Raw genomic sequence first — 21,425 nt, 5'->3', positions numbered from 1 at the left:
TTTTTGTTTTAGTCTACCACATATTAGATTAAGCCTGAATGAACAAAAGGTCAGCTATCCGCTAGAAGACTCTGTCTCTTCGTCTTACCGAACTGAAAGTAGTAGAAGACCATAAGACACACATGCATAAGGGCCATCATCAAATAAATATTGCTGTAAATGAAGCCGCTGGTATATGGATTCATCGGGTTCCAATTGGTTGTCGCCCCAAGATCGATAACCTTGCTGTATACCGCAGACGCGATCCCCATGGAAATGAAGCTCAGCATCGAAAAGATTCCCATGCCTACTCCCGCCTGCTCCTTCGTCAACGTCCTCGAGATCGAGTTCGCCATCGAAATTTGCATAAAAGACTGCCCCACATTGCCCAGGATCAAAAAGAGCGCAATGCCTACAACTGAGGTGCTCGTGAAAGTAGAAAGCAAGCCAAAGCAGCTAATCAGTAAGCTAGAGGCAACGAAATACAGTAAAGCATTCCCCCGCCTGTCTGCGAGCTTCCCCCCCACGCGTCCAAGCAATGCCGAAGCAATGGCTGCGGGAACCATCACGAAGCCGATCCAGCTCGTCGATAGCTGCTGCACCTGAGCCAAGAGCAACGGACTGAGATAATAAAGCGATATCCCCATTCCATTCAAGAGAAATGCCATAAGAATCCCGACTGTATACTGCTTGTTGGCAAAAACCTTCGGCTGTACAAATGGATCAGCTACCGAACGAATGCGTACGACAAACAGGAGCAAAGCAACCAAACTGCCCAATGCAGACCACCACGATCCATTCGTTACCCCCAAGAGCATTGACGTCACGCTGATCGCAAGCAAAGAGCCGCCCACCCAATCAAACTTCCCACCAGACGCTTTCTCCTCATCCTCCAAATATTTGCGGTAGAACGGCAGCGTAAGCAAGATCAGAAGCGGTATGGAAAACAGCCAGCGCCAATGGGCAAAGCTGACGATTAACGCCGCGACCACAGGACCGAGTGCACCGCCAAGAGCCAATCCTACTGCCGTTCTTCCTAAAACAGAACCCCTGCGCTCAGGCGGGAAGTATCGCAAAGGAATGAGCATCGCGGTAGCCGGAATGACAGCCGCCCCTGCTGCCTGCAAGCATCTTCCGAAGAGGGCCATCGCAAAGGAATCGGAGACCAAACCGAAAAACGAACCAGCCGTAAACACTACGAGCCCAAACGTCAACAAATTCTTGAGCTTGTATCGATCCGCCAGCTTGCCATACGTCACGGTTCCGATCGCGTATAACAATCCATATGCGGTCGATAGCCAGCTCACCTGCGCTATGCTCAAACCAAACTCCTTGCTAATTTCGGGGAGTGCAATGTTAAACACCAAAGCACTCATGGATGAAATGACCAATGTAAACATCAAGATCCGGATTAATATTTCCCTGTTTTGCTGCGTTTTCGCTTCCATGTCGCATCTTCCCCTTTACTTTTGTTAGTTATTCGCTGACTGTCAGTACTGACTGACATTCGAGTGGTAAAAAAACTAGGGAGTCAAGCCCCTAGCAAAAACCTCTACACTCTCTTCGATAAATACATCCAGAGATACCCCTGAAAAATTGCTAGTGCCATCCAGATCGTTCAAAAACGCCCCGAAATTCATTACCATGAATGCAGTCGCCTGAGCCTCAGGGTTCGTCTGGATCATCTTGCCTTTATTGCCCATCTCTTTGAAGTAATCCGTAAACAGTGCCATCAACTGACGCGGGTGCTTTTGGGTCCGCTCGCGAAATCCGGGCAAATGAGCCTCGTCTTTAATGCTAATCAAAATCATTTTCCGATTGCGGTTCATCATTTCGTGATACGTTCGGCTGATCAGTAGCAAATCCTCGCGCAAATCCCATGTGAGCTTCTCCGCGAAAAGCTTTGTCAATCCTTCCGTGTAATGAAAACGGTCAAAGGCGCACTCAAGCAAATTCCGCTTGCTGCCGAAGTGACGAAACAACGTCTTCTCGCTCAATCCTGCCGCAGTGGCAATTTCTTGCGTAGTTACGCCGTTGTAGCCTCTTTCCGCGATGAGATCGATTGCGGCTATCATCAGTTTTTCGCTGCTTGTAAGACTTTTGCTACTGTTCATTACTACCCTCATTCCCGAAAATGATTGTCAGTACTGACTGACATTTATCATAAATCGATTGCTAAAAAGTGTCAAGGGCTCACATTACAAAAGGGCTTTCCTCCGACCGATACAGTCGAAAGGAAAGCCCCCTCGCTCTCTTCCTTGATTAAAACGCTCTTGAATATTGCTTCGGTGGCTGGAGCTCATCCGCCGACAGCTCATGAATCGCATGCAGTGCCCAATAAGGATCACGCAGCATGCCTCGACCGACTGCTACCAGATCCGTATCGCCATTTCCAATCGCTGCTTCCGCTACCTTCGGATCATCGAGGTTGCCGACTGCAATGACTGGTACTTCCAGTGCCTGCTTAATCGCGCGTGCCAATGGAACCTGATAGCCAGGATGAATACCCGGACGGCCTCCTGAACCAATCGGTCCTTCCCCGCCGCTGGACAGATGGAAAATGTCTACGCCTGCTTCCTTGTAACGGCGGCACAGCTCCGTGCTGTAATCCAGCCCATATCCGCCATCCACGTACTCCACGGCAGATACGCGCATAATCAGTGGCATGTCGGCTGGAATCACCTGTTTAATCGCCTGAATAATTTCCACGCCAAACAGCGCTTTATCCCGCCCGTACTCATCGTCTCGCTGATTCGTCAAAGGGGAGTGGAACTGATGAATCAAGTATCCGTGCGCACCGTGAATTTCAATAGTATCCACGCCAGCTTCCACCGCACGTCTTGCTGCGTCCTGGAACTTGACGACCATTTGTTTAACCTCTTCCGTCGTCAACGCCCGTGGCGTTTTGTAGCGTGCCCCTGGGAAAGCAATCGCGGACGCAGATACAGGCACTTCGGCGTCTTCCGCTTTGCGGCCCGCATGAGCAATCTGTATGCCAATCTTGGCCCCGTACTTATGAACCTCGGAGACAATCCGTGCATACGCCGGAATTTGTTCGTCAGACCACAAGCCCAAATCGCCGTTGGAAATTCTACCATCAGGCTCGACATCGGTCATTTCTACGATGATCAGACCTGTTCCGCCTACTGCGCGAGAAACATAATGAACAAAATGCCAGTCCGTTGGTGTTCCATCGTGTGCATCTACAGAGTATTGGCACATCGGTGGCATGACAATCCGATTTTTCAAGGTAAGTCCTTTGAACTGAAACGGGGTAGACAACAACGCCATTTGCTCCACTCCTTACTTTTTTTTATTATCATGCCAAAAGTAAGCATCTTCTGCAATCCCAAGTTGCACTTTGTGAAAACGATAAAGGGCTTTGTCCGGCTGTTGTGGTGGGGAGGAAACAGGAGAAAACGCTCAGCTTCTTGTCCCACCCGCTGAGGGATTGACTGCCCGACTCCATGAAAAAAAGCGAAACCCGCGTCCAAAGTGGTCCATTCAGGAGGCGTCTCAGAGGTGGCCGCTAAAAGCTTGTTTCTCTTTTTTTCATTGCGTCTCGGTCGGTGTACCAAAGATCTTCGCTTATTTCTCCTGTTTCCTCTGCGAGCTGTCAGTGTTCATCGTGTTAAAAATCCTTAAAAGATTGAAGAAAGTAATCAGTTACGCCAGAGAAGAATATTTCCAGACGTAGCGACTTGTGGAGTCCTACCAAGCGGAGAAGGGATTTGCGGGTAAAAGAAACGCAACGTGCCCTTACTACGAAGCGGCTACCACTTTTGCGTTTCCCCGCTAATCCCTTCGGAGCGGACAGTGCAGCTTCCCCGCGGGACGGAGCCTGGAGCCTAGACTGGAAATATTCTTCTCCCCACCACAGCCACACAAAAAAGACCTCTGCTTTTAAACAAAGGTCTTCTCCATTGAAAACATTATTCACCTAAATCAACGTTATGGTACACCTGCTGCACATCATCCAAGTCTTCCAAAGCATCGATCAGCTTTTCGAATTGAGCCTGTACATCTTCTGTCAGCGTTACTTCGTTTTGTGCCAGCATGGTCAGTTCAGCTACTGTAAACTCTGTGACGCCACCCGTTTTAAGTGCTTCCTGTACAGCATGGAACTGTTCTGCATCCGCGTAGACGATGACAGCGCCGTCTTCATCCAAAATGTCACGTACATCTACGTCCGCTTCCATCAAGATTTCCAGCACTTCATCGGAGGTTTTACCTTCCAAGCCGAAAACAGCTGTTGGATCGAACATATACGCTACAGAACCGGATACTCCCATGTTACCGCCGTTTTTATTGAATGCAGCACGCACTTCAGGAGCTGTACGGTTTACGTTATTGGTCAATGCATCCACAATGATCATCGATCCGTTTGGTCCGAAGCCTTCATAGCGCAGCTCGCTAAAGGTTTCATCAGAGCCGCCCTTTGCTTTATCAATCGCGCGGTCGATAATCGCTTTCGGTACGCTGTAGGTTTTGGCACGCTCCAGGACGACCTTCAGAGCACGGTTGGACTCTGGATCCGGCTCGCCTTGCTTTGCCGCTACGTAAATTTCCTTCCCGAACTTCGCGTAAATACGACTGGTGCTTGCGTCTTTAGAAGCTTTCTTCTCTTTAATATTGTTCCACTTACGACCCATAATCCCACTCTCTTTCAATATGACAGATTAAATATGAATACTCCGGATTCCTTTTACACACTAGCCTATTATACCTCAATCTTATGAAATATGTTAAGCAGTGGAAGAATTTAAAAGCACAGCCTCTAGATGAGAGAGCTGTGCTTTGCTTTTACGAATCTTACTTTTTGGTCAAACCCTCGTAAATCGTCTTAATATTCCATTCCATCATTTTGATATACGTATCGCCATCTTCTCCCGGCTTTCCGAGAGAGTCTGTAAATACTTTCCCGACAATCGGTACACCGGTTTCATTCGATACCATCTCCATGCTGCGTGGATCGATACTCGTCTCTACGAACAGAGCCGAGATTTTTTTCGCACGGATCGTATCGACCACCTGCGTGACTTGCTCTGGTGTTCCTTGGTTCTCCGAGTTGATTTCCCAGATGTACGCCGCGTCAAAATCGTACGCTTCGCTGAAATATTTGAACGCACCCTCGCTCGTTACAAGCACACGCTGCTCTTTCGGAATCTGGTTGTATTGCTTAACCGCTTCCTCGTGCAGAGCATTCAGCTGTTCGATGTATTTCTTGGCGTTTTGCTCATACGTTTCCTTGTGGGCTGGGTCCACCTTGATCAGGGCATTTTTTGCATTCTCCGCATACTTGATTCCATTGCGTACATCCAACCAAGCGTGGGGATCTTCTTCGCTCTCTTTGCCTTTGGTCGTCAAGTGTTTGGCCGCTACACCCTCACTGAGTCGGAACACGGGTGCATCCGGACCTGATTTGCCCGCTGTGTTCATGAGATTATTGAACCAGGAGTTACCCGCCTCTAGATTCAAGCCGTTGTAGAAAACAGCGTCTGCATCCGTCGTTTTTTGCACGTCAGCAGGCAGTGGATCATATTCATGAGGATTGGAGCCAACCGGAGCGAGACTATGTATCTCTACCCGATCTCCCCCAATGTTTTTCACGATGTCATACAGGATGGAATACGTGGTCACGACCTGCAGCTTGTCACTGTCTGATTTCGTAGGCTCGTTCCCACTTTGCGGAGCACCACACGCTGCCATCAATACGGTTGATACAAGAAAAACGAAAAACAGATTCCACTTCTTCATAACGATAATCTCCTTTACTTTGAGAGCTCGACTCTTTTTTGCCGGGCTCGGATTGATTTCCATACCACCCCGTGTTTGCGGGAGAAGAGAAAGGCCAGGAAGAATAGCACAGTTGCAACCACGACAATCGTGGCACCAGAGGCCAAATTATAAGTAAAGCTGAAATAAAGGCCGATAACCGAAGACAGCATACCCAATCCGCCAGCCAAAAAGATCATGATCGACAAGCGGTCCGTCAAAAGATAAGCGGTAGCAGCCGGTGTAATCAGCATGGCGACAACTAGCACGATTCCTACAGTCTGCAAGGAAGCGACAGTTACCATCGTCAACAAGGTCATCAGCAAGTAATGAATGAGGTTGTTACGCAAGCCGTAAGCAGCAGCAATGGTCGGATCGAATGAAGTCAGTAACAGTTCTTTGAAAAAAGCGTAGACTGTCACGATGACGACGACCCCGATGCCAACCGTCACCCACATGTCTGACGAACGAACAGCCAGTACATTCCCGAACAAAATGTGATACAGATCCGTACTGCTTTTCAGCATCGTAACCATAATGATTCCAATCGCAAAGGCGGACGTGAACAAAATCCCAATCGCCGTGTCGTTCTTGATGCGGCTATTTTGACTCACGTAGCCAATTCCAACAGCGGTGAGCACACCCGTTAAAACAGCGCCCACAAAGAAATTGATTCCAAATGCATAGGAGAGGGCCACTCCAGGCAAAACAGCATGTGAGATGGCATCCCCCATCAAGGACATTCCTCGCAAGATGATAAAGCTACCAATGACGCCGCAGATTAATCCAACCACTACAGACGTAAACAATGCTTTTTGCAAAAACTCATACTGTCCAATTGCCATCAAGAAATCCATTATGCAAGCACCTCGGTCTTTTCGAGAAATTGCAGCTGATAGGCGTATGCTCTCGACATTACTTCTCGATTCAGCACTTCATCGACCGTACCGAACTTGATCAATTCTTTGTTCATCAGTAGAAGCTGATCAAAATACGCATTCGCTTTTGACAAATCATGATGGACGACGACGATCGTTTTGTCCTGAAATTGCAGCTCTTTCAAAATCCGAATGATGGTGTCCTCGCTCGCCACATCAATCCCCACAAACGGCTCGTCCAGAAGCAGCAGTTCCGGTTTTTGCGCAAGTGCCCTTGCCAGGAAGACACGCTGTTGCTGCCCGCCGGAGAGCTCCCCAATCTGCCTGTCGCGGAAATCCTCCAGCCCTACTCTTCTCAGGCATTCCAGCGCCCACTCTTTTTCCTTTTTCTTCGGAAATTTGAACAGTCCAACACTTGGATATGTCCCGATCAACACGGTATCCATCACGGTGATCGGAAACGTCCAATCAATCATGCTCCGCTGTGGTACATAGGCAATTTTCTTCCGGAATTCATTTGTCTCTTTACCAAAAATCCGTACATACCCCTTATCTCTCGGAATGAGTTCTAAGAGGGCTTTGATGAGAGTTGACTTCCCTGCCCCGTTTGGACCGATGATTCCAACCATGCTCCCTAGCTCAACGTCAAACGAAACATCCCGAACAACTTCGTTCCCAAAGTAAGAGACATGCAAATCCCTTACTGCGATAGCAGATTCCATGATTTTTCCCTCCATAATAGCCCGTTATATGATCCCGCCCAAAAACCGATGATGAAACGGGTAATTCCTATATGCACTCATGCCTACACACAAAAATGTAGTCTTGTACCAATAATATTCGCCCAAGCAAACTAATATGCTTTCGTATAAAAAAGTTGCCCTAATGCAAAATTAAATGATTTCCATTCCCGTGTCAATATATTCTTTTATCTGAGATGCAAAAAAGAAGCCCAACCCTTGTTCAAAAGAGCCAAACTTCCAAAATATTACTATTTCGTTCATATTTAAAAGCTTTTTTTCTATAAAAATAAATAAACATATGTTAAGGAACTATAGTTATGTTAATATGAACATTATCTGTTTGATAAAAATCTAAAAATTGAAAACTAACTAAAAATAGAGAGAGGTGGATCGTATGCAGGATCAAAAATTGGAGAGAGGTCTAAAAAACAGACACGTACAACTCATCGCGATCGGCGGTGCAATCGGAACAGGATTATTTTTGGGCGCAGGAAAATCGATTCATTTGGCCGGCCCATCCATCTTATTTGCTTACTTGATTACGGGCATCATCTGCTTTTTAATCATGCGCTCACTCGGGGAGCTCCTCTTGAGCAATCTGAACTACCATTCTTTTGTGGATTTCGTCAAAGAATATTTGGGGAACATGGCCGCATTTGTCACAGGCTGGACTTACTGGTTTTGCTGGATTTCCATCGCCATGGCCGACCTGACAGCTGTTGGTCTGTATACGCAATACTGGTTTCCAGATATACCGCAGTGGATGCCAGGCTTAATCGCCCTCGTGGTTTTGTTAATTATGAATCTGGCTACGGTAAAGCTTTTTGGAGAAATGGAATTTTGGTTCGCGCTCGTTAAGGTCATCGCAATTCTCGCCCTGATTTTTGTCGGCATATTCATGATCATCAAGGGCTTTTCTACGAATGCAGGTGCGTCCAGCTTCACGAATCTCTGGAGTCATGGCGGTATGTTCCCGAACGGCTTCAATGGGTTCCTGCTCTCCTTCCAGATGGTCGTGTTCGCTTTTGTTGGGATCGAGCTGGTCGGGCTGACAGCAGGTGAAACAGAGGACCCAAAACGAGTCATTCCAAAAGCGATTAACCAAATCCCGATTCGGATATTGATTTTCTACGTGGGTGCACTCATCGTCATCATGAGCATTTATCCTTGGAACGCGATCAACCCGTTGGAGAGTCCATTCGTGCAGGTCTTCGCCGCGATTGGAATTGCAGCCGCTGCCGGTATCGTCAACTTCGTCGTACTGACATCCGCAGCTTCCGCATGTAATAGTGCCATTTTTAGTACAAGCCGGATGGTTTACTCCCTTGCCAAAGAAAAGAATGCACCTGTGCCACTTACCAAACTGACTACCAACAAGGTCCCGGCAAATGCACTACTCTTTTCGACGGTTGTTATCCTTATCGCAGTTGTATTGAATTACGTTATGCCAGAAGGCGTATTTACACTGATCACAAGCGTTTCAACCGTTTGTTTTATCTTTATTTGGGGAATCACCGTCATCTGTCATTTGAAATATCGCAAAACGAGACCAGAATTAGCAAAAGCGAATCCATTTAAAATGCCGCTCTATCCTTTTGCCAATTACCTGATCCTGGCATTCCTTGCCTTCATCCTGGTCGTCCTTGCACTCGCCGAAGATACACGAGTCGCCTTGTTCATCACACCTGTGTGGTTTATTTTACTCGTCGCGATTTACAAACTGCGGAAAACGAAGACAAATGAAATAGAGGTAGCAGAACACTAAGCAGCACCTCCTGTTTTCACTTTTAACATCGGTGAAAATGGGAGGTGTTTTTCAAAATTTTTTCTAAAAGAAAACTAGCTTCCTTACGCTGCGATGTGTACTATATGTAAAAAACCAAATCCAGCATGAGGTGATAGTAAAAATGACACAGCAGCATTCGTCCTATGCAAGACCTCCACTCGCAGATTGCATTCCTGATCTCGTTGCCTTTTCCAGAGGGGAGAAAAAAGCGACCCTCTTCATCCATAACGGCACCCTCGTCAATGTTCTCTCCGGTGAAATCTTGCCGAATATGTCCGTCGCTGTCGTTGGCACCCGTATCGCCTATGTCGGTCCTTTTGTGGAAGGGATGACAGATGAATCCACCAAAGTAATCGATGCAAAAGGAAAGTATATGGCACCAGGACTGTTGGACGGGCACTGTCATATCGAAAGCAGCATGCTGTCCGTGACGCAGTTCGCCAATGCGGTACTGCCGCTCGGAACGACAGGCGGCTTTTTCGATGCCCATGAGATCTCGAATGTTCTCGGTCTACCTGGTTTGCGCATCATGCTGGATGAGGCGAGACAAACTCCGATGGCTGCTTACATGCAGGTCGCTTCCTGCGTACCTTCAACGGATGCTTCTTTTGAAACGGCTGGGGCAGAATTCGGACCAGCAGAGGTCGCGGAAGCATTGAGCTGGGGACCGGATATGATCGCACTCGGGGAAGTCATGAATTTCCCTGGCGTCGTGTACGGAGACCCGAAAATGATAGGAGAGATTCAAGCGACATTGCGGGCAGGGAAAGTGGTGGATGGTCACTATACATGGCCTTCAAGTGATCCCCGTCTGGCTGCTTATGCCGCTGCGGGTGTGTCTGGTTGCCATGAGTGTGTGACCAGCGAAGATGTCGCACAGCGCGTACGCCTCGGAATGTACGCCAAAATGCGCCGCGGTTCTGCCTGGCACGATGTTGCAGCAACGATCAAAGCACACACCGAACAGGGCATTGACTCCCGCCGGATGATGCTCGTGTCCGATGACCGTATCTGTGATTCGTTAAAAGTAGAAGGACATATGAACTTCATTGTCAGACACGCGATCTCGCAAGGGGTAAAGCCAGTTACTGCCTTCCAGATGGCGACCATCAATACAGCAGAACGATTCGGTGTCGCAAGAGATGTAGGCTCGATCGCACCCGGTATCATCTCCGATATCATTTTGCTCGACGGGAATCTGGCTGATGTGAATGTTGTGATGACGATCGCGCGTGGTGAAGTAGTGGCGGAAAATGGTGAAATGACGCTCGAACTTCCTCCGTTCCCTTACCCTGAGTTTGCTGTGAACTCTGTGAAAATCAAGGCCGAGCTCACTCCATCTGACTTCATCATCAAGACCCCTGTTCCTTCTGGGACGATCAAGACGCGCGTGGCAGTTGTCCGCGAAAATCACGTAGAGACGGACGAAGTGTTTGTGGATGTGGCTGTCTCAAATGGTGAGCTTCAGATTACGCCAGAGAGCACCTTGTGCAAAATGGCTATTTTCGAGCGCCATGGGAAAACAGGCGGCTCTGGCATCGGGCTTGTCGGCAATGTCGGATTTAACCAGCCAGCAGCGATTGCCATGACTGTCGCCCATGATTGCCATAACGTGCTTGTCATCGGAAACGACGATGAACGGATGGCACAAGCAGCCAATGCTGTGATCGGCATGCAAGGCGGTATCGCTGTCGTGACTGGAGACGGTAAAATCGTGGAGCTTCCGCTGCGTTTAGCTGGGCTGATGTCGACCGAGCCTTATGAAACCGTTGTGAAGCAATCGATGGAGATTAGCCAAGCATTGGTGAAGGCGGGCTGCACGATGAACTACGCCTTTATGACATTGTCTTTGCTTGCTCTGGTCGTCATTCCAACCTTGCACATTTCGGATACAGGCTTGATTCGCATTTCAGATGCGGGATTTGAGCGTGTATCGCTGTTTGTAGAATAACTACCACATCCCCTCTTTTGCGAATGGGCAGGAGGGGGTTTTCTCTTTTCGCTACCTTACTCTTCGACCAACTGAACCACTTTGCATAATTGATAGAAATAAAAAACGCCACGCATTTGCTCGAGATTCATCTGATCTAGATAGCGCAACGTTTCCAAAGCGATGTTTCTCGCCCCCCTCACATCCTCTTCATTCATGCTCGCGATGGCTTCCTTTAGCTCCACAACCGATGAAGAATAGACAGCAGGTCGCAACGTACGAAGCAGCATGATCTTGCGGATTTGCGAGCGATTGAAGAGACGGTAGCCATTTTTCTCGTCACGGGAAGTCGTAATGAGTCCAACCTTTTCCCAGTGGCGGATGGTTGAGCTTGGCAGCGAAGTCATCGCTGCGACCTCCCCAATCTTCATCCATTCACTGTTTTCGGCTTCCTCATCCTTTCCTGCTCGGCCGTCTTCGAGCATCGCCAAGTTTCGTTCCGCTAATTGCTTGTCCCTCTGCAGATTAGCCTGTACCTCATTTATACGCCACAGAGCAGCCTGCAACTGTCTATCCTGGATCAGTCGTATGACCTGCGCTGTCACTTCCATCCCAAAGCCGGGAGACATGCCTTGAATACATGTAAAATAAGCGACGTGCTCCGCCGTATACTTCCGGTAGCCACTCGCCGACCGCCCTACAGGCGGCACTAGCCCGTGCGCTTCATAATTGCGCAAGGCACTTGTGCTCAGCTTCAACTCGCGTGCAATATCAATGGGGCGCATGGCAGCCAGCCTCCTTCCGACTTTCTTCAATAAAGATTAAAGCTTTGTTATAAAGTTACTTCAATTTTTATCTGCTTTATTCCTTTTATTTTGGATAAACCTTAGAATTAGCATGAATGTTGTAAGATGAATGTGACAAGTGGAAGGAGGCGCATTACCCAATGCACAAAGCTGAATTCGAACGGCAACTGACAACGCTCATTCAAAAGGGCTATCCTGACATGGCGGGCATGACAGCAGATGAGTTCAGGAAAAATCTAGCCCCGCTGCAATCACTGGCAGAAGCTCTCCCTATTCAAGAAGACGATCAGCAAGAGGACCTCGTCCCCTTTGTTCTCGTTGTGAAAGGCGATTGGTTCGACGGAGAAAAAGCGATGCAAGCAATCGAGCGGCAAAAGAAAGCTGGCTTCAGTGTCATGGATGCAGAAGAAATCCGGCGGTTTACACCCATCGAGGGCATCGAGATTCCTACTGAGATGGCCTATCTGATGACCGGAATTGATACAGGAAAAGAAACGCTGAACGTCACTCCGAATGACGCGATGCCCATCCTCTTGGAGCAACAGCGTTCTCCGCTCACGCTGGAGGAAGGAATTGCTCTGATCACCCATTTCCCGGACCGCGTAAAGAAAAACAACGGCTTTTCTCTGCTCGGCTCTCGTTGTGGCGACCGTCGTGTAACAGCCATGTGGATCAGTGAAAACAAACCGAAGCTAGGCTGGTGCTGGGCTGGCAACCCTCATACGTGGCTTGGTTCTGCTTCCTGCCAAGCTCGTTTGGACGAAAAAAAACCTTGAAGCTCATTCAAGGTTTTTTCTCTATCTCACCCTATTCTTTCAACGTAACGCCGTTGATTTTCAAATGAGCGCGAAACATTTCCAGCATCGACGGCATTGCCTCTTTTTCCGGCCATGAATCCGTCTTCCACAGGCCTGCTTGTTTAAATGCGCGCGGGCAATGTAGGAAGCACTCCTCCACCTTCACGATTACGCCGATGCCGCTTGTTTTGCCCTTCCATCCCTGCTCCGCAAGCAGCTCTGCGTCTTTCGTAATGCGGGCTGAACCGTTTATCCGCAACACTTCTTCCAGACCTGGAATCAAGAAAATCATGCCCACCTGTGGATTGCCGATCATATTCAATAAAGAGTCGATTCGTCTATTTCCCATTCGCTCTGGAAAAATAATATGCTGATCATCTAATACTTTGACGAAGCCCGGCTCGTCACCTCGCGGGGAAACGTCACATCTGCCAGAAGCATCAGAGGTAGACAAGAAAAACAACGGTGACATGGACAGGTAATGGATCACATGCGACTCCACCTGCCCGATGCTTTTTTTCACAACCGTCTCATGCGGTTCTCCCACCATGCTTTTCAATTCTTCTGCACTGGTAATGAGATCTTTTACTTCCAACGGATTCCACATAGGATCTCCTCTCCTCTATCTACGTATATCCTTGCCTTTCATCATAAGTCCCTTGAGGCTGCTCGTATACTGATGAAATCTTTGTAAGCAACAATTTTACGTTCTAGCATACCATCCACATCGATTAACGTTTTTATTAGTTGCTCTATATAGTGTTTATGTTCTTCTAAAAGACTCAATCGAGCCGAGGTAGTCTGATCTCCTTCTAAAAACAGTGAAGCGTACTTCTTTATTTTCGAGATCGGCATTTGCGTTTCCTTTAACTTGATAACGAATTGCAGCCATCGAATATGTGAATCGTTATCTTGCTCGATTTATATGACAGTGAGAAGGTCGTAGGAATCGTGAATGGAGCAACATATGAGTTTGAGCTAAAGGAACCACTCTTTACGTATGCGACGTTTTTCACAGAAAAAAGAGGATGCACAAGTCCATCCTCTTTTTCATGAATTACACCATGACTTTGCAAATGTCGTTCGTAAACTCTACCGGATCTTGAATCGGCAAACCCTCAATCAAGAGAGCCTGATTGTACAGGAGGGTCGTATACAGATTGACCTTTTCCTTGTCTGTATCAAATGCACCTTTCAACGACTGGAACACCGCATGGTTCACATTGATCTCCAGTACCTTGTCTGCCTTCACATTCGAATTGTTCGGCATCGCATTTAAGATTTTTTCCATTTCGATCGTTACTTCACCCTCTGTCGACAAGCAGACCGGGTGCGACTTCAAGCGTTTGGAAGCTTTTACGGCTTTGACTTTTCCTTCGAGCAACGATGCCATATGGTCGAACAGCTCTTTGTTGTTCTCGTTTTCGGCTTCGGCTGCTTTCTCTTCTTCGCCCGGCTCGATTCCCAAATCCCCGCTCGACACGGATTTGAATTCTTTTTCCTTGTAGTTCATCATCATTTTGATCGCGAACTCATCTACGTCATCTGTGAAGTACAGGATTTCGTAACCTTTCTCGGATACGAGCTCGGTTTGCGGCAGCTTCTCGATTCGCTCGATCGACTCGCCGGATGCGTAGTAGATGTACTTCTGATCTTCTGGCATTCTCTCTACGTACTCATCTAGCGTCACCAGCTTTTGCTCTTTGGAAGAGTAGAACATCAACAGGTCTTGCAGTGTTTCTTTATGCGCCCCGTAGTCGCTGTACATGCCGTATTTCAACTGTCTGCCAAACGACTTGTAGAACAGCTCGTATTTCTCCCGCTCTGTTTTCAGCAAGCTTTGCAGCTGGCTTTTGATTTTACTCGTGATATTTTTCGCAATCAGCTTCAATTGACGGTCATGCTGCAGCATCTCACGGGAAATGTTGAGCGACAGGCTCTCGGAGTCAACCATCCCTTTGACAAAGCTGAAGTAGTCTGGAAGCAGGTCCGCACATTTGTTCATGATGAGAACACCGTTCGCATACAGCTCCAAACCTTTTTCGTACTCCTTCGAGTAGTAATCAAACGGCATGCTCTCCGGGATGTACAAAATCGCCTGATAAACAACGGCTCCGTCTGCATTGATATGGATATGCCCCAGCGGCTTGTCGAAGCCATAATGCTTGCTTGCATAAAACTGCTCGTAATCCTCAGTCGTCAGCTCGCTTTTATTTTTTCGCCAAATCGGAACCATGCTGTTCACGATTTGTTCTTCGATCACTTGTTCATACTCGTTCTCGCTGCCCTCTTTTGGCTTATGCTGCGTAACGTCCATTTTGATCGGGTAACGAATGAAGTCGGAGTACTTTTTGATAATCGCCTTTAAACGGTATTCCTCCAAAAACTCGTCGTAGTTCTCTTCTTCCGTATTCTCTTTGATTTCGAGAATGATTTCGGTCCCGATGGAATCTTTTTGATAAGGCTCAATCGTGTAGCCATCCGCACCGCTGGACTCCCATTTGTACCCAGTATCGCTGTCCAGTGCTTTACTGATGACCGTAACCTTGTCGGCAACCATGAAAGCAGAGTAGAAACCTACACCGAATTGACCAATGATGTTGTAGCCATCCTTCGCGTCGTTTTCTTTTTTGAACGCCAAAGACCCGCTCTTCGCAATGACGCCCAGATTATTTTCCAGCTCCTCCTGCGTCATGCCGATACCGGTATCTGTCAGGGTCAGTGTTCTGGTGTCTTTGTTAACCGCTACTTTGATGTAATAGTTTTCTTTATCAAAAACCAATTGATCATCGACAAGCGACTTGTAGTAAATTTTGTCGATCGCGTCACTTGAATTGGAGATCAGCTCGCGCAAAAAGATTTCCTTTTGCGTGTAAATAGAATGGATCATCATTTCCAACAGGCGTGTAGATTCTGCTTGAAACTGCTTTTTTTCCATGAAATACCCACCTTTCCGGACTTCTTATGTATTCTTTTTTCGGTGTTAGCACTCTCACCTCGCGAGTGCTATTCTCTATTTTTATAACAGTCCTAGATTTTTCTGTCAATATGAACCAGCAACAAAGAAAAACCGCCAACGCGACGGTTTTCAAAAGATAGCGCCTATTAAGACTCCCTGATCATCGCCATATTCACGATCCCCAGATCGAGACAAAGAGAGGTGTAAAGAAGAAACCCTCGGGTCAATTGCCCAAGGGTAACTTTGATTGCTGCTGTTCACTTCACCGGAATATAGCCCGTTTTTTCTACTAATTCTTGTCCCTGTGGAGACAAAATCCATTCGATCAGTTTCTCTGCATTCGGATTGTCCGTTCCAGCCGTCACAGCGTAAAACTCCGCCGCAAACGGATACGCTCTGTTTTTTATCGTTTCCTTATTCGGCATAACCCCGTCAATTGCGAGGAGACGAATGTTTCCGTTTCGCACCATCTCTGTGGCATAAAACAAGAACGAGTAACCGATGGCATTCGAGTAATTTTTGTAGCTGGCTGTTTGCTCGATGATTCCACCCATTCCCGTTACCACGTCCTCTTGCGGCGCGGTCATGAGCTCCCTATCCCCCATGATCTTCTGCAGCATCGTTTGACTCCCGCTATTTTCTGGCCGCTGAAAGGCGCGAATGAGCTCGTAGACGCCCCCGACTTCATCCCAAGAAATGGTGTCACCTGCATAGATATCCTGAATCTGCTGGGTAGTGAGTCCTTGAACAGGATTCTCTTTATGGACAAAAAAGACAAAGGCTTCCCTGCCGATTGGTGTCAACTTCAGCTCAACGCCTTTTTCCTTTGCTGCCAGGAGTTGCTGCTCGGAAGGGCCTGCTGCAAAGATGACATCGACTTTGCCATCCAGTAAGTTTTCGTACGCTTGTGGCGTCTTACTTACCATTACTTCGCTGTCTTCGCGGTTGTATGCTTTCTCGGGATAAACCGCTTGCACAAAGGAAGCGTAAAGAGGATACAAAGCGGTCGCCCCATCTATTTTGGGCAAATCAGACTGTAACGACAGTGTCGCAGGTTGATCAAGTTTATGAACCTTGGAGTCTGTACCAAACGGTTTATACTGTTCCAGATCGACTTCCGCCTCACTGACCACAGGAATGCTGTTATGGTAATAGCTGCTGATCTCATATCCTGCAACTGGTAGCGTACAAAAGAGAAAATAGACAAAGAGGGCTCGGTTCCATAACCGACTCTTTTGCGGAGCGAACATTTGTCCGATGATGTAGATGATAAACACGACTGTTGTGACAGCGACAAGAAGGGAATAAACTCTTCCCTGTGCGTTCAGGGCAGTCATCACCACCGCCACGACTCCGATCACCGTGATGATCGCACCCAAAACGATACAGCCAAAGATTTTTCCCACCAATTCTTTGTTCATTCATTCTCCTCCCAATTCTCCTATCGTTATTATAAATGATTGGAAGAGTTTAGGAAGGAGAAGCATACAAAACGGATCCAGTTCACTCGATACCTAACCATTCCTTGTAGTCTTTTGCCCATTTTTGCAAATCATTTATGAACAGGCTGGCGTGATACCCATCACAAACCGCATGATGGACCTGCAAAGAAACAGGCAATAACGTTTTGCCTTCTTGCTCGAAATACTTTCCACTCGTAATGATCGGCAGCAAATACCGCCCATCTCCCGAAATATTCAGATTAAATCCACTGAAGCTAACCCAGGGAATACACGAAACAGGGAAAGTATACGGCGGTTCCAGTTCTTTCGCCACAAGACCTTTATTGTTTCCGTACTTTTTCATATCCGCAACGTAATTTTGATAATACACATGGAACTCGTCAGCGAACTCCGTCCACATCGTAGAAAAAGTTTGATCGTCCTGGTGAAAAAAAGTATAGCTGGGTATCATACTCTCCCAATAGCCCAATACGCCATCTGAATCAAAAGAAGTCCGGAATTCGCGATGCGTATTTACAACCTTCGTCACCATATACAGAAAAGCAGGGTACAGCTTCATCCCCTTTTGCCGTAGGGCAGGGAGCAATTCCGTTATATCAATGTTAGCCGTCATACTGAAGGTGCAATTCACTCGGTTCAGATAATGCTCGAAATAAGGCTTTCTATTCCATTTATCTAGATCAATTCGCTGAAATTTCATTGGATATCCCTCCTAAAATCGAAAACATCATGATTTTAGGAGGCGATTCTGCGTGCCCTTTTCATAACACCATTCCCTTCTCCAATCCTGCCTTACCCCTCCAGCATACCATTTGCATCTCTTTCTGACATCAGCCTGTGTATAGCCGCTATGTTTAAGCAGAAATAGGGAAGGGAAAAGGAAAGAGATGGTAAAGGAGGACCGTGATGAAAAATATCATTTTATGCTTAGCTCTTTTCGTTTCTATTCTTTTTTCAATTCCCCTGCCTGTACAAGCCAGTCAGTTCAGCGATATCCCCGATGGACATTGGGCTCGGGAATCGGTTGATTTCATGGTGAAAAAAGGTGTATTAAGCGGTTATTCCAATGGAGCCTTCAGACCGAATGAGGCGATTGACAGAGCCGAACTGACTGTTATGGTTCATAAGCTGTTTAACAAGCTTCGTCCGAATCTCACCCCGTCTTACCCAGACATGAAAATACTGAAGTTTGAAGACGTTCCAAAAAATCATTGGGCTTATCAACCATTGATGGAGATGTACAGTGCCGACGCCCTCGGTGTTGTAGACTGGTTTGGATCCAAAATTTACATCTATCCCGAAAAAAAGGTGACACGCTGGGAAGCTATGTTCATCTTTCAATCATTTTTTAGTCAAAAGATGCATCAAGTGCCCGACGATCAAGTCTTGCAAATACTTGCCGGAATTGACGACATTACCTTACAGTCGTTTGACTCAACTGGGTATTCATCGCCTTACCCTGGTTCAGCTGCTGTGGATTTAATTAAAAGCGACGAATACACGATTAGCTATAGTCACCTCGACACTGGAGAAATCCTATTTGCCAACCGTGGCATTGACGCATTAAAAGCTTATGCACTCGCATGGCTGGTAGGCAACGACATCATGAGTACGTGGGGAAACGAATTGGAAATACACGATCCACTCACACGAGCAGAGGCAGTGGTGATGCTGCACCGCACTTACAACGTCTTGTTAGCGGACGGTTCTCTCTCAACTTATACGAGTAAATGATCCTCGCTCAAACTCTCATTTTGAAAAAGGAGCCCTCCCATTCGGAAGGCTCCTTTCTCAGCAACTGTCTCTTTACTCCATCTACATTTTGCTCATATCCATATACAGCACATTCCACCGATGACCATCCAAATCAGCGAAGCCCGCCCCGTACATTCCCGGACCATGCTCACGAGGCTCACTGAAAATAGTACCCCCAGCCTCAACCACCTTACCCACCAATTCATCCACTTCTTCTCTGCTCTCGGCATCGATCGAAAACAATACTTCCGTTCCGCGCTTCGTATCTGCCAGTTCATTTTGCGTAAACGATTGGAAGGTAGCCTCCGGGAAAAGCATCACCAGGAGGTTTTTCTCACCAATTAACAGGCCCGCTACATCCTTGCTATTCTCATGACGAGGATGAAAAGAGAATCCGAGTGCGGCAAAAAACGATTTGGACTTTTCGAGGTCCTTGACGGGCAAATTGATCCAAAGCTCTTTTGTCATGGGAATTTCTCCTTTGCGTTTTGGTTGGATGATACTCGTTATTCTCCTTTAAGAATAGCAGAATCATGCTCGATGGCTTCTTCCCGATTGCTATTTTTTGTTAAACGATTCATTCATATTATTGCGATATTGACACTCGGAATTAGAACCGATAAAGTATTGGATAAACTTGGTTGCGCAAACGCGAAAATTCAAAAAATACGAATGAGGTGGGCAAATGGCAAACGATTTGATTCAAGCAATTACCCTGTTAAAACAAAAAGAATGGGTAGATCTCACACACACATTCGGTCCAGAGTCTCCGCACTTCCACGCCTTTGACGCCGCCGAATTCCAAACGCTGTTCACGCATGACGACGGCTTCTTTGCCCAGCGCTTCTCTTTTCCTGGACAGTACGGTACGCACTTGGATGCTCCCATTCACTTTGTGCGCAACAAGCGTTACTTGGACGAAATCGAGCTGAAAGAACTCGTATTGCCGCTCGTCGTCATCGACAAATCAAAAGAAGCCGAAGCCAACAACGACTATTCGCTATCCGTGGAATACATCTTGCAATTCGAAGCCGAGCATGGTCAAATCGAGAGCGGGTCCTTCGTCGCCTTGCGCACAGATTGGAGCAAGCGTTGGCCAGATGTGGAGGCCTTTAATAATAAGGATGCAGATGGCAACAACCACGCTCCTGGCTGGTCATTGGAGGCTTTGAAATTTTTGTTCGAGGAAAGACAAATCAAAGCAGTCGGTCATGAAACATTCGATACAGATGCGACTATCGATTACCGAAAAAACGGAGCGCTTTTGGGTGAATATTTTGTACTCGATCAAGACACCTATCAAGTAGAGCTGCTCAAAAATCTCGATAAGCTACCAGCAAAAGGTGCTGTCATTGTAAACATTACACCAAAGCCTGAAAAAGCCTCCGGGTTTCCTGTTCGCTCGTTTGCGATCTTGCCATAACATTCTCCTTTCCATCCTGCGCAGCTCATTTCGCTGCGCTTTTTGCTTGGAGAAAGCAGCAAAAACCCCCAGTAGTATCATACCGGGGGTAAGCTTTTAGCCTTGCTGTCTGATTACGCTTCCTTTTCTTGCGTGTGCTTCAAAATCGCTTCGCTGACGACATCCCAATCCCCATGTGGCAGCTCATGCCCTGTCCCTTCCAACGTGAGCAAAACTGCTCCCGGAATGGTGTTCGCAAGATGTAATCCATGCGCGAAAGGGATAAGCAAGTCTTCTGTTCCGTGAATTACGAGTGCTGGGACAGCGATCTCCCCTGTCCGCCCCAAGTATGTTTCACCGCCCGTCACAAAGGCGTGGTTGTTCTTACTCGCATAATGGTTGCTTCTGGCGATATCTATTTTGGCCAATTCACGAACGCGCTCCTCGTCAAAAGGATGCTTGGAACCGACAAGAACCTTCGAACTCGCCACTGCCACCTCTAAAACCTCTTGTTCATTCTCCCAGTTGATATCCCCCATCTTGCTGAAAAACTCCATCAGCTTCTCATCGATTGGCGGTAGATCAGGAGCAAAATTCGAAGTTGCGTGCAATGTGATCGTTCGAACTCTTTCGGGATGTCGCAATGCAATGATTTGCGTCAGCATTCCGCCCATAGACATACCAACGATGTGCGCCTGCTGTACCCCGTATGCATCCAGGACATGAACCGCATCATCCGCCATATCTTCAAACGTATAGCCAGGTTGCCCAACCTCATAGGTCGTAGAGCGTCCGACATCCCGATTATCAAAACGAATGACAAAGCGCCCGGCGTCGGCTATTCGCTGGCAAAATTCTTCTTCCCACCAAAGCATGGACGTCTGAGCTCCCATAATCAGCAAAATCGCAGGATCTGTGGGCTTGCCAAAGCTTTCCGCGCAGATTTCCACACCGTTAACTTTTAGTATCTGTTCTGCCATTGTACATTTTCCTCCTCAACGAACTGAAATAAAAAAACACAGGCTAGGCTGCCTGTGCTTACGTCATCGAAAAAGGAAGAAGAAAGAAAAACCATGATCATCAGATACTAGCATCTGATTGTACATCAGTGGTTCCATTCTCTTCACAGATCATGCAAATAGAGGAGGTCAT

The 21,425-nt window shown here is 47.2% G+C and carries 19 protein-coding genes and 1 pseudogene; 5 read left to right on the top strand and 15 right to left on the bottom strand.

What is annotated here, in order from left to right; all coding sequences use genetic code 11:
* Positions 1–50: 50 nt before the first annotated feature.
* The 7 genes from C7R93_RS16390 to C7R93_RS16355 form a co-directional block, all read right to left on the bottom strand.
* Positions 51–1,427, bottom strand: a complete 1,377-nt coding sequence (locus C7R93_RS16390) for an MFS transporter (protein ID WP_106839813.1) — start codon at positions 1,425–1,427, stop codon at positions 51–53.
* Positions 1,428–1,502: 75 nt separating this feature from the next.
* The gene (locus C7R93_RS16385) at positions 1,503–2,093 is read right to left on the bottom strand and encodes a TetR/AcrR family transcriptional regulator (protein ID WP_244191565.1); all 591 of its coding nucleotides are present in this window, start codon (positions 2,091–2,093) and stop codon (positions 1,503–1,505) included.
* Between the two features lie 148 nt (positions 2,094–2,241).
* Positions 2,242–3,270 (bottom strand): NADH:flavin oxidoreductase/NADH oxidase, encoded by a 1,029-nt coding sequence (locus C7R93_RS16380; RefSeq protein WP_106839811.1) that lies wholly within the window; start codon positions 3,268–3,270, stop codon positions 2,242–2,244.
* A gap of 641 nt (positions 3,271–3,911) precedes the next feature.
* Positions 3,912–4,631 (bottom strand): YebC/PmpR family DNA-binding transcriptional regulator, encoded by a 720-nt coding sequence (locus C7R93_RS16370; protein WP_106839809.1) that lies wholly within the window; start codon positions 4,629–4,631, stop codon positions 3,912–3,914.
* Between the two features lie 160 nt (positions 4,632–4,791).
* A complete protein-coding gene (locus C7R93_RS16365; RefSeq protein ID WP_106839808.1) occupies positions 4,792–5,736 on the bottom strand; it encodes a metal ABC transporter substrate-binding protein in 945 nt (314 codons plus the stop codon).
* Positions 5,737–5,750: 14 nt separating this feature from the next.
* Positions 5,751–6,611 carry a metal ABC transporter permease gene (locus C7R93_RS16360; protein WP_106839807.1) on the bottom strand — a complete coding sequence of 287 codons (861 nt, stop codon included), beginning with the start codon at positions 6,609–6,611 and terminating at the stop codon, positions 5,751–5,753.
* Positions 6,611–7,354, bottom strand: coding sequence for a metal ABC transporter ATP-binding protein (locus C7R93_RS16355; protein WP_106839806.1), 744 nt, complete (start codon positions 7,352–7,354; stop codon positions 6,611–6,613). The genes C7R93_RS16360 and C7R93_RS16355 overlap by 1 nt, the downstream gene beginning before the upstream one ends.
* 415 nt (positions 7,355–7,769) lie before the next feature.
* On the opposite strand from C7R93_RS16355, the gene C7R93_RS16350 reads away from it, so the two are divergent.
* Positions 7,770–9,140 carry an amino acid permease gene (locus C7R93_RS16350; RefSeq protein ID WP_106839805.1) on the top strand — a complete coding sequence of 457 codons (1,371 nt, stop codon included), beginning with the start codon at positions 7,770–7,772 and terminating at the stop codon, positions 9,138–9,140.
* Between the two features lie 142 nt (positions 9,141–9,282).
* Complete coding sequence (locus C7R93_RS16345; RefSeq protein WP_106839804.1) at positions 9,283–11,112, top strand: adenine deaminase; 1,830 nt, start codon at positions 9,283–9,285, stop codon at positions 11,110–11,112.
* A gap of 56 nt (positions 11,113–11,168) precedes the next feature.
* Here the strand turns inward: C7R93_RS16345 and C7R93_RS16340 are convergent, their stop codons facing one another.
* Positions 11,169–11,876, bottom strand: a complete 708-nt coding sequence (locus tag C7R93_RS16340) for a MerR family DNA-binding transcriptional regulator (protein WP_106839803.1) — start codon at positions 11,874–11,876, stop codon at positions 11,169–11,171.
* A 161-nt stretch (positions 11,877–12,037) separates the two neighbouring features.
* On the opposite strand from C7R93_RS16340, the gene C7R93_RS16335 reads away from it, so the two are divergent.
* The gene (locus C7R93_RS16335; RefSeq protein WP_106839802.1) at positions 12,038–12,673 is read left to right on the top strand and encodes a DUF5701 family protein; all 636 of its coding nucleotides are present in this window, start codon (positions 12,038–12,040) and stop codon (positions 12,671–12,673) included.
* Between the two features lie 31 nt (positions 12,674–12,704).
* On the opposite strand, the gene C7R93_RS16330 is transcribed toward C7R93_RS16335, so the two are convergent.
* The 5 genes and pseudogenes from C7R93_RS16330 to catA all read right to left on the bottom strand — a co-directional run bounded on the left by C7R93_RS16330 (position 12,705) and on the right by catA (position 17,816).
* Positions 12,705–13,301, bottom strand: coding sequence for an MSMEG_1061 family FMN-dependent PPOX-type flavoprotein (locus C7R93_RS16330; RefSeq protein ID WP_106839801.1), 597 nt, complete (start codon positions 13,299–13,301; stop codon positions 12,705–12,707).
* Between the two features lie 41 nt (positions 13,302–13,342).
* A pseudogene (locus C7R93_RS16325) lies at positions 13,343–13,603 on the bottom strand (MerR family DNA-binding protein); the annotation flags it as partial.
* A 148-nt stretch (positions 13,604–13,751) separates the two neighbouring features.
* The gene (gene htpG / locus C7R93_RS16320) at positions 13,752–15,632 is read right to left on the bottom strand and encodes a molecular chaperone HtpG (RefSeq protein ID WP_106839799.1); all 1,881 of its coding nucleotides are present in this window, start codon (positions 15,630–15,632) and stop codon (positions 13,752–13,754) included.
* Between the two features lie 278 nt (positions 15,633–15,910).
* Positions 15,911–17,074 (bottom strand): PstS family phosphate ABC transporter substrate-binding protein, encoded by a 1,164-nt coding sequence (locus C7R93_RS16315; protein ID WP_106839798.1) that lies wholly within the window; start codon positions 17,072–17,074, stop codon positions 15,911–15,913.
* Positions 17,075–17,156: 82 nt separating this feature from the next.
* Entirely contained in the window at positions 17,157–17,816 is a 660-nt protein-coding gene (gene catA, locus C7R93_RS16310; protein ID WP_106839797.1) for a type A chloramphenicol O-acetyltransferase, read from the bottom strand.
* A 206-nt stretch (positions 17,817–18,022) separates the two neighbouring features.
* Here catA and C7R93_RS16305 point away from each other — a divergent pair, with 206 nt between their 5' ends.
* Positions 18,023–18,850, top strand: a complete 828-nt coding sequence (locus C7R93_RS16305; RefSeq protein WP_106839796.1) for an S-layer homology domain-containing protein — start codon at positions 18,023–18,025, stop codon at positions 18,848–18,850.
* 81 nt (positions 18,851–18,931) lie between these two features.
* Here the strand turns inward: C7R93_RS16305 and C7R93_RS16300 are convergent, their stop codons facing one another.
* The gene (locus tag C7R93_RS16300; protein ID WP_106839795.1) at positions 18,932–19,339 is read right to left on the bottom strand and encodes a VOC family protein; all 408 of its coding nucleotides are present in this window, start codon (positions 19,337–19,339) and stop codon (positions 18,932–18,934) included.
* A gap of 217 nt (positions 19,340–19,556) precedes the next feature.
* Between C7R93_RS16300 and C7R93_RS16295 the strand changes: the two genes are divergently transcribed.
* Positions 19,557–20,294 carry a cyclase family protein gene (locus C7R93_RS16295; protein ID WP_106839794.1) on the top strand — a complete coding sequence of 246 codons (738 nt, stop codon included), beginning with the start codon at positions 19,557–19,559 and terminating at the stop codon, positions 20,292–20,294.
* Positions 20,295–20,407: 113 nt separating this feature from the next.
* On the opposite strand, the gene mleBRB is transcribed toward C7R93_RS16295, so the two are convergent.
* Positions 20,408–21,253: a BRB family alpha/beta fold macrolide esterase gene (gene mleBRB / locus C7R93_RS16290; protein ID WP_106839793.1), complete on the bottom strand. Its 846-nt coding sequence runs from the start codon at positions 21,251–21,253 to the stop codon at positions 20,408–20,410.
* Between the last annotated feature and the right edge of the window lie 172 nt (positions 21,254–21,425).

The organism is Brevibacillus fortis (assembly GCF_003013395.1).
In the GTDB taxonomy this organism is placed as follows: domain Bacteria; phylum Bacillota; class Bacilli; order Brevibacillales; family Brevibacillaceae; genus Brevibacillus; species Brevibacillus fortis.
The sequence above is the reverse complement of the archived record's forward strand: the minus strand, read 5'-3'. Positions and strand labels throughout refer to the sequence as shown.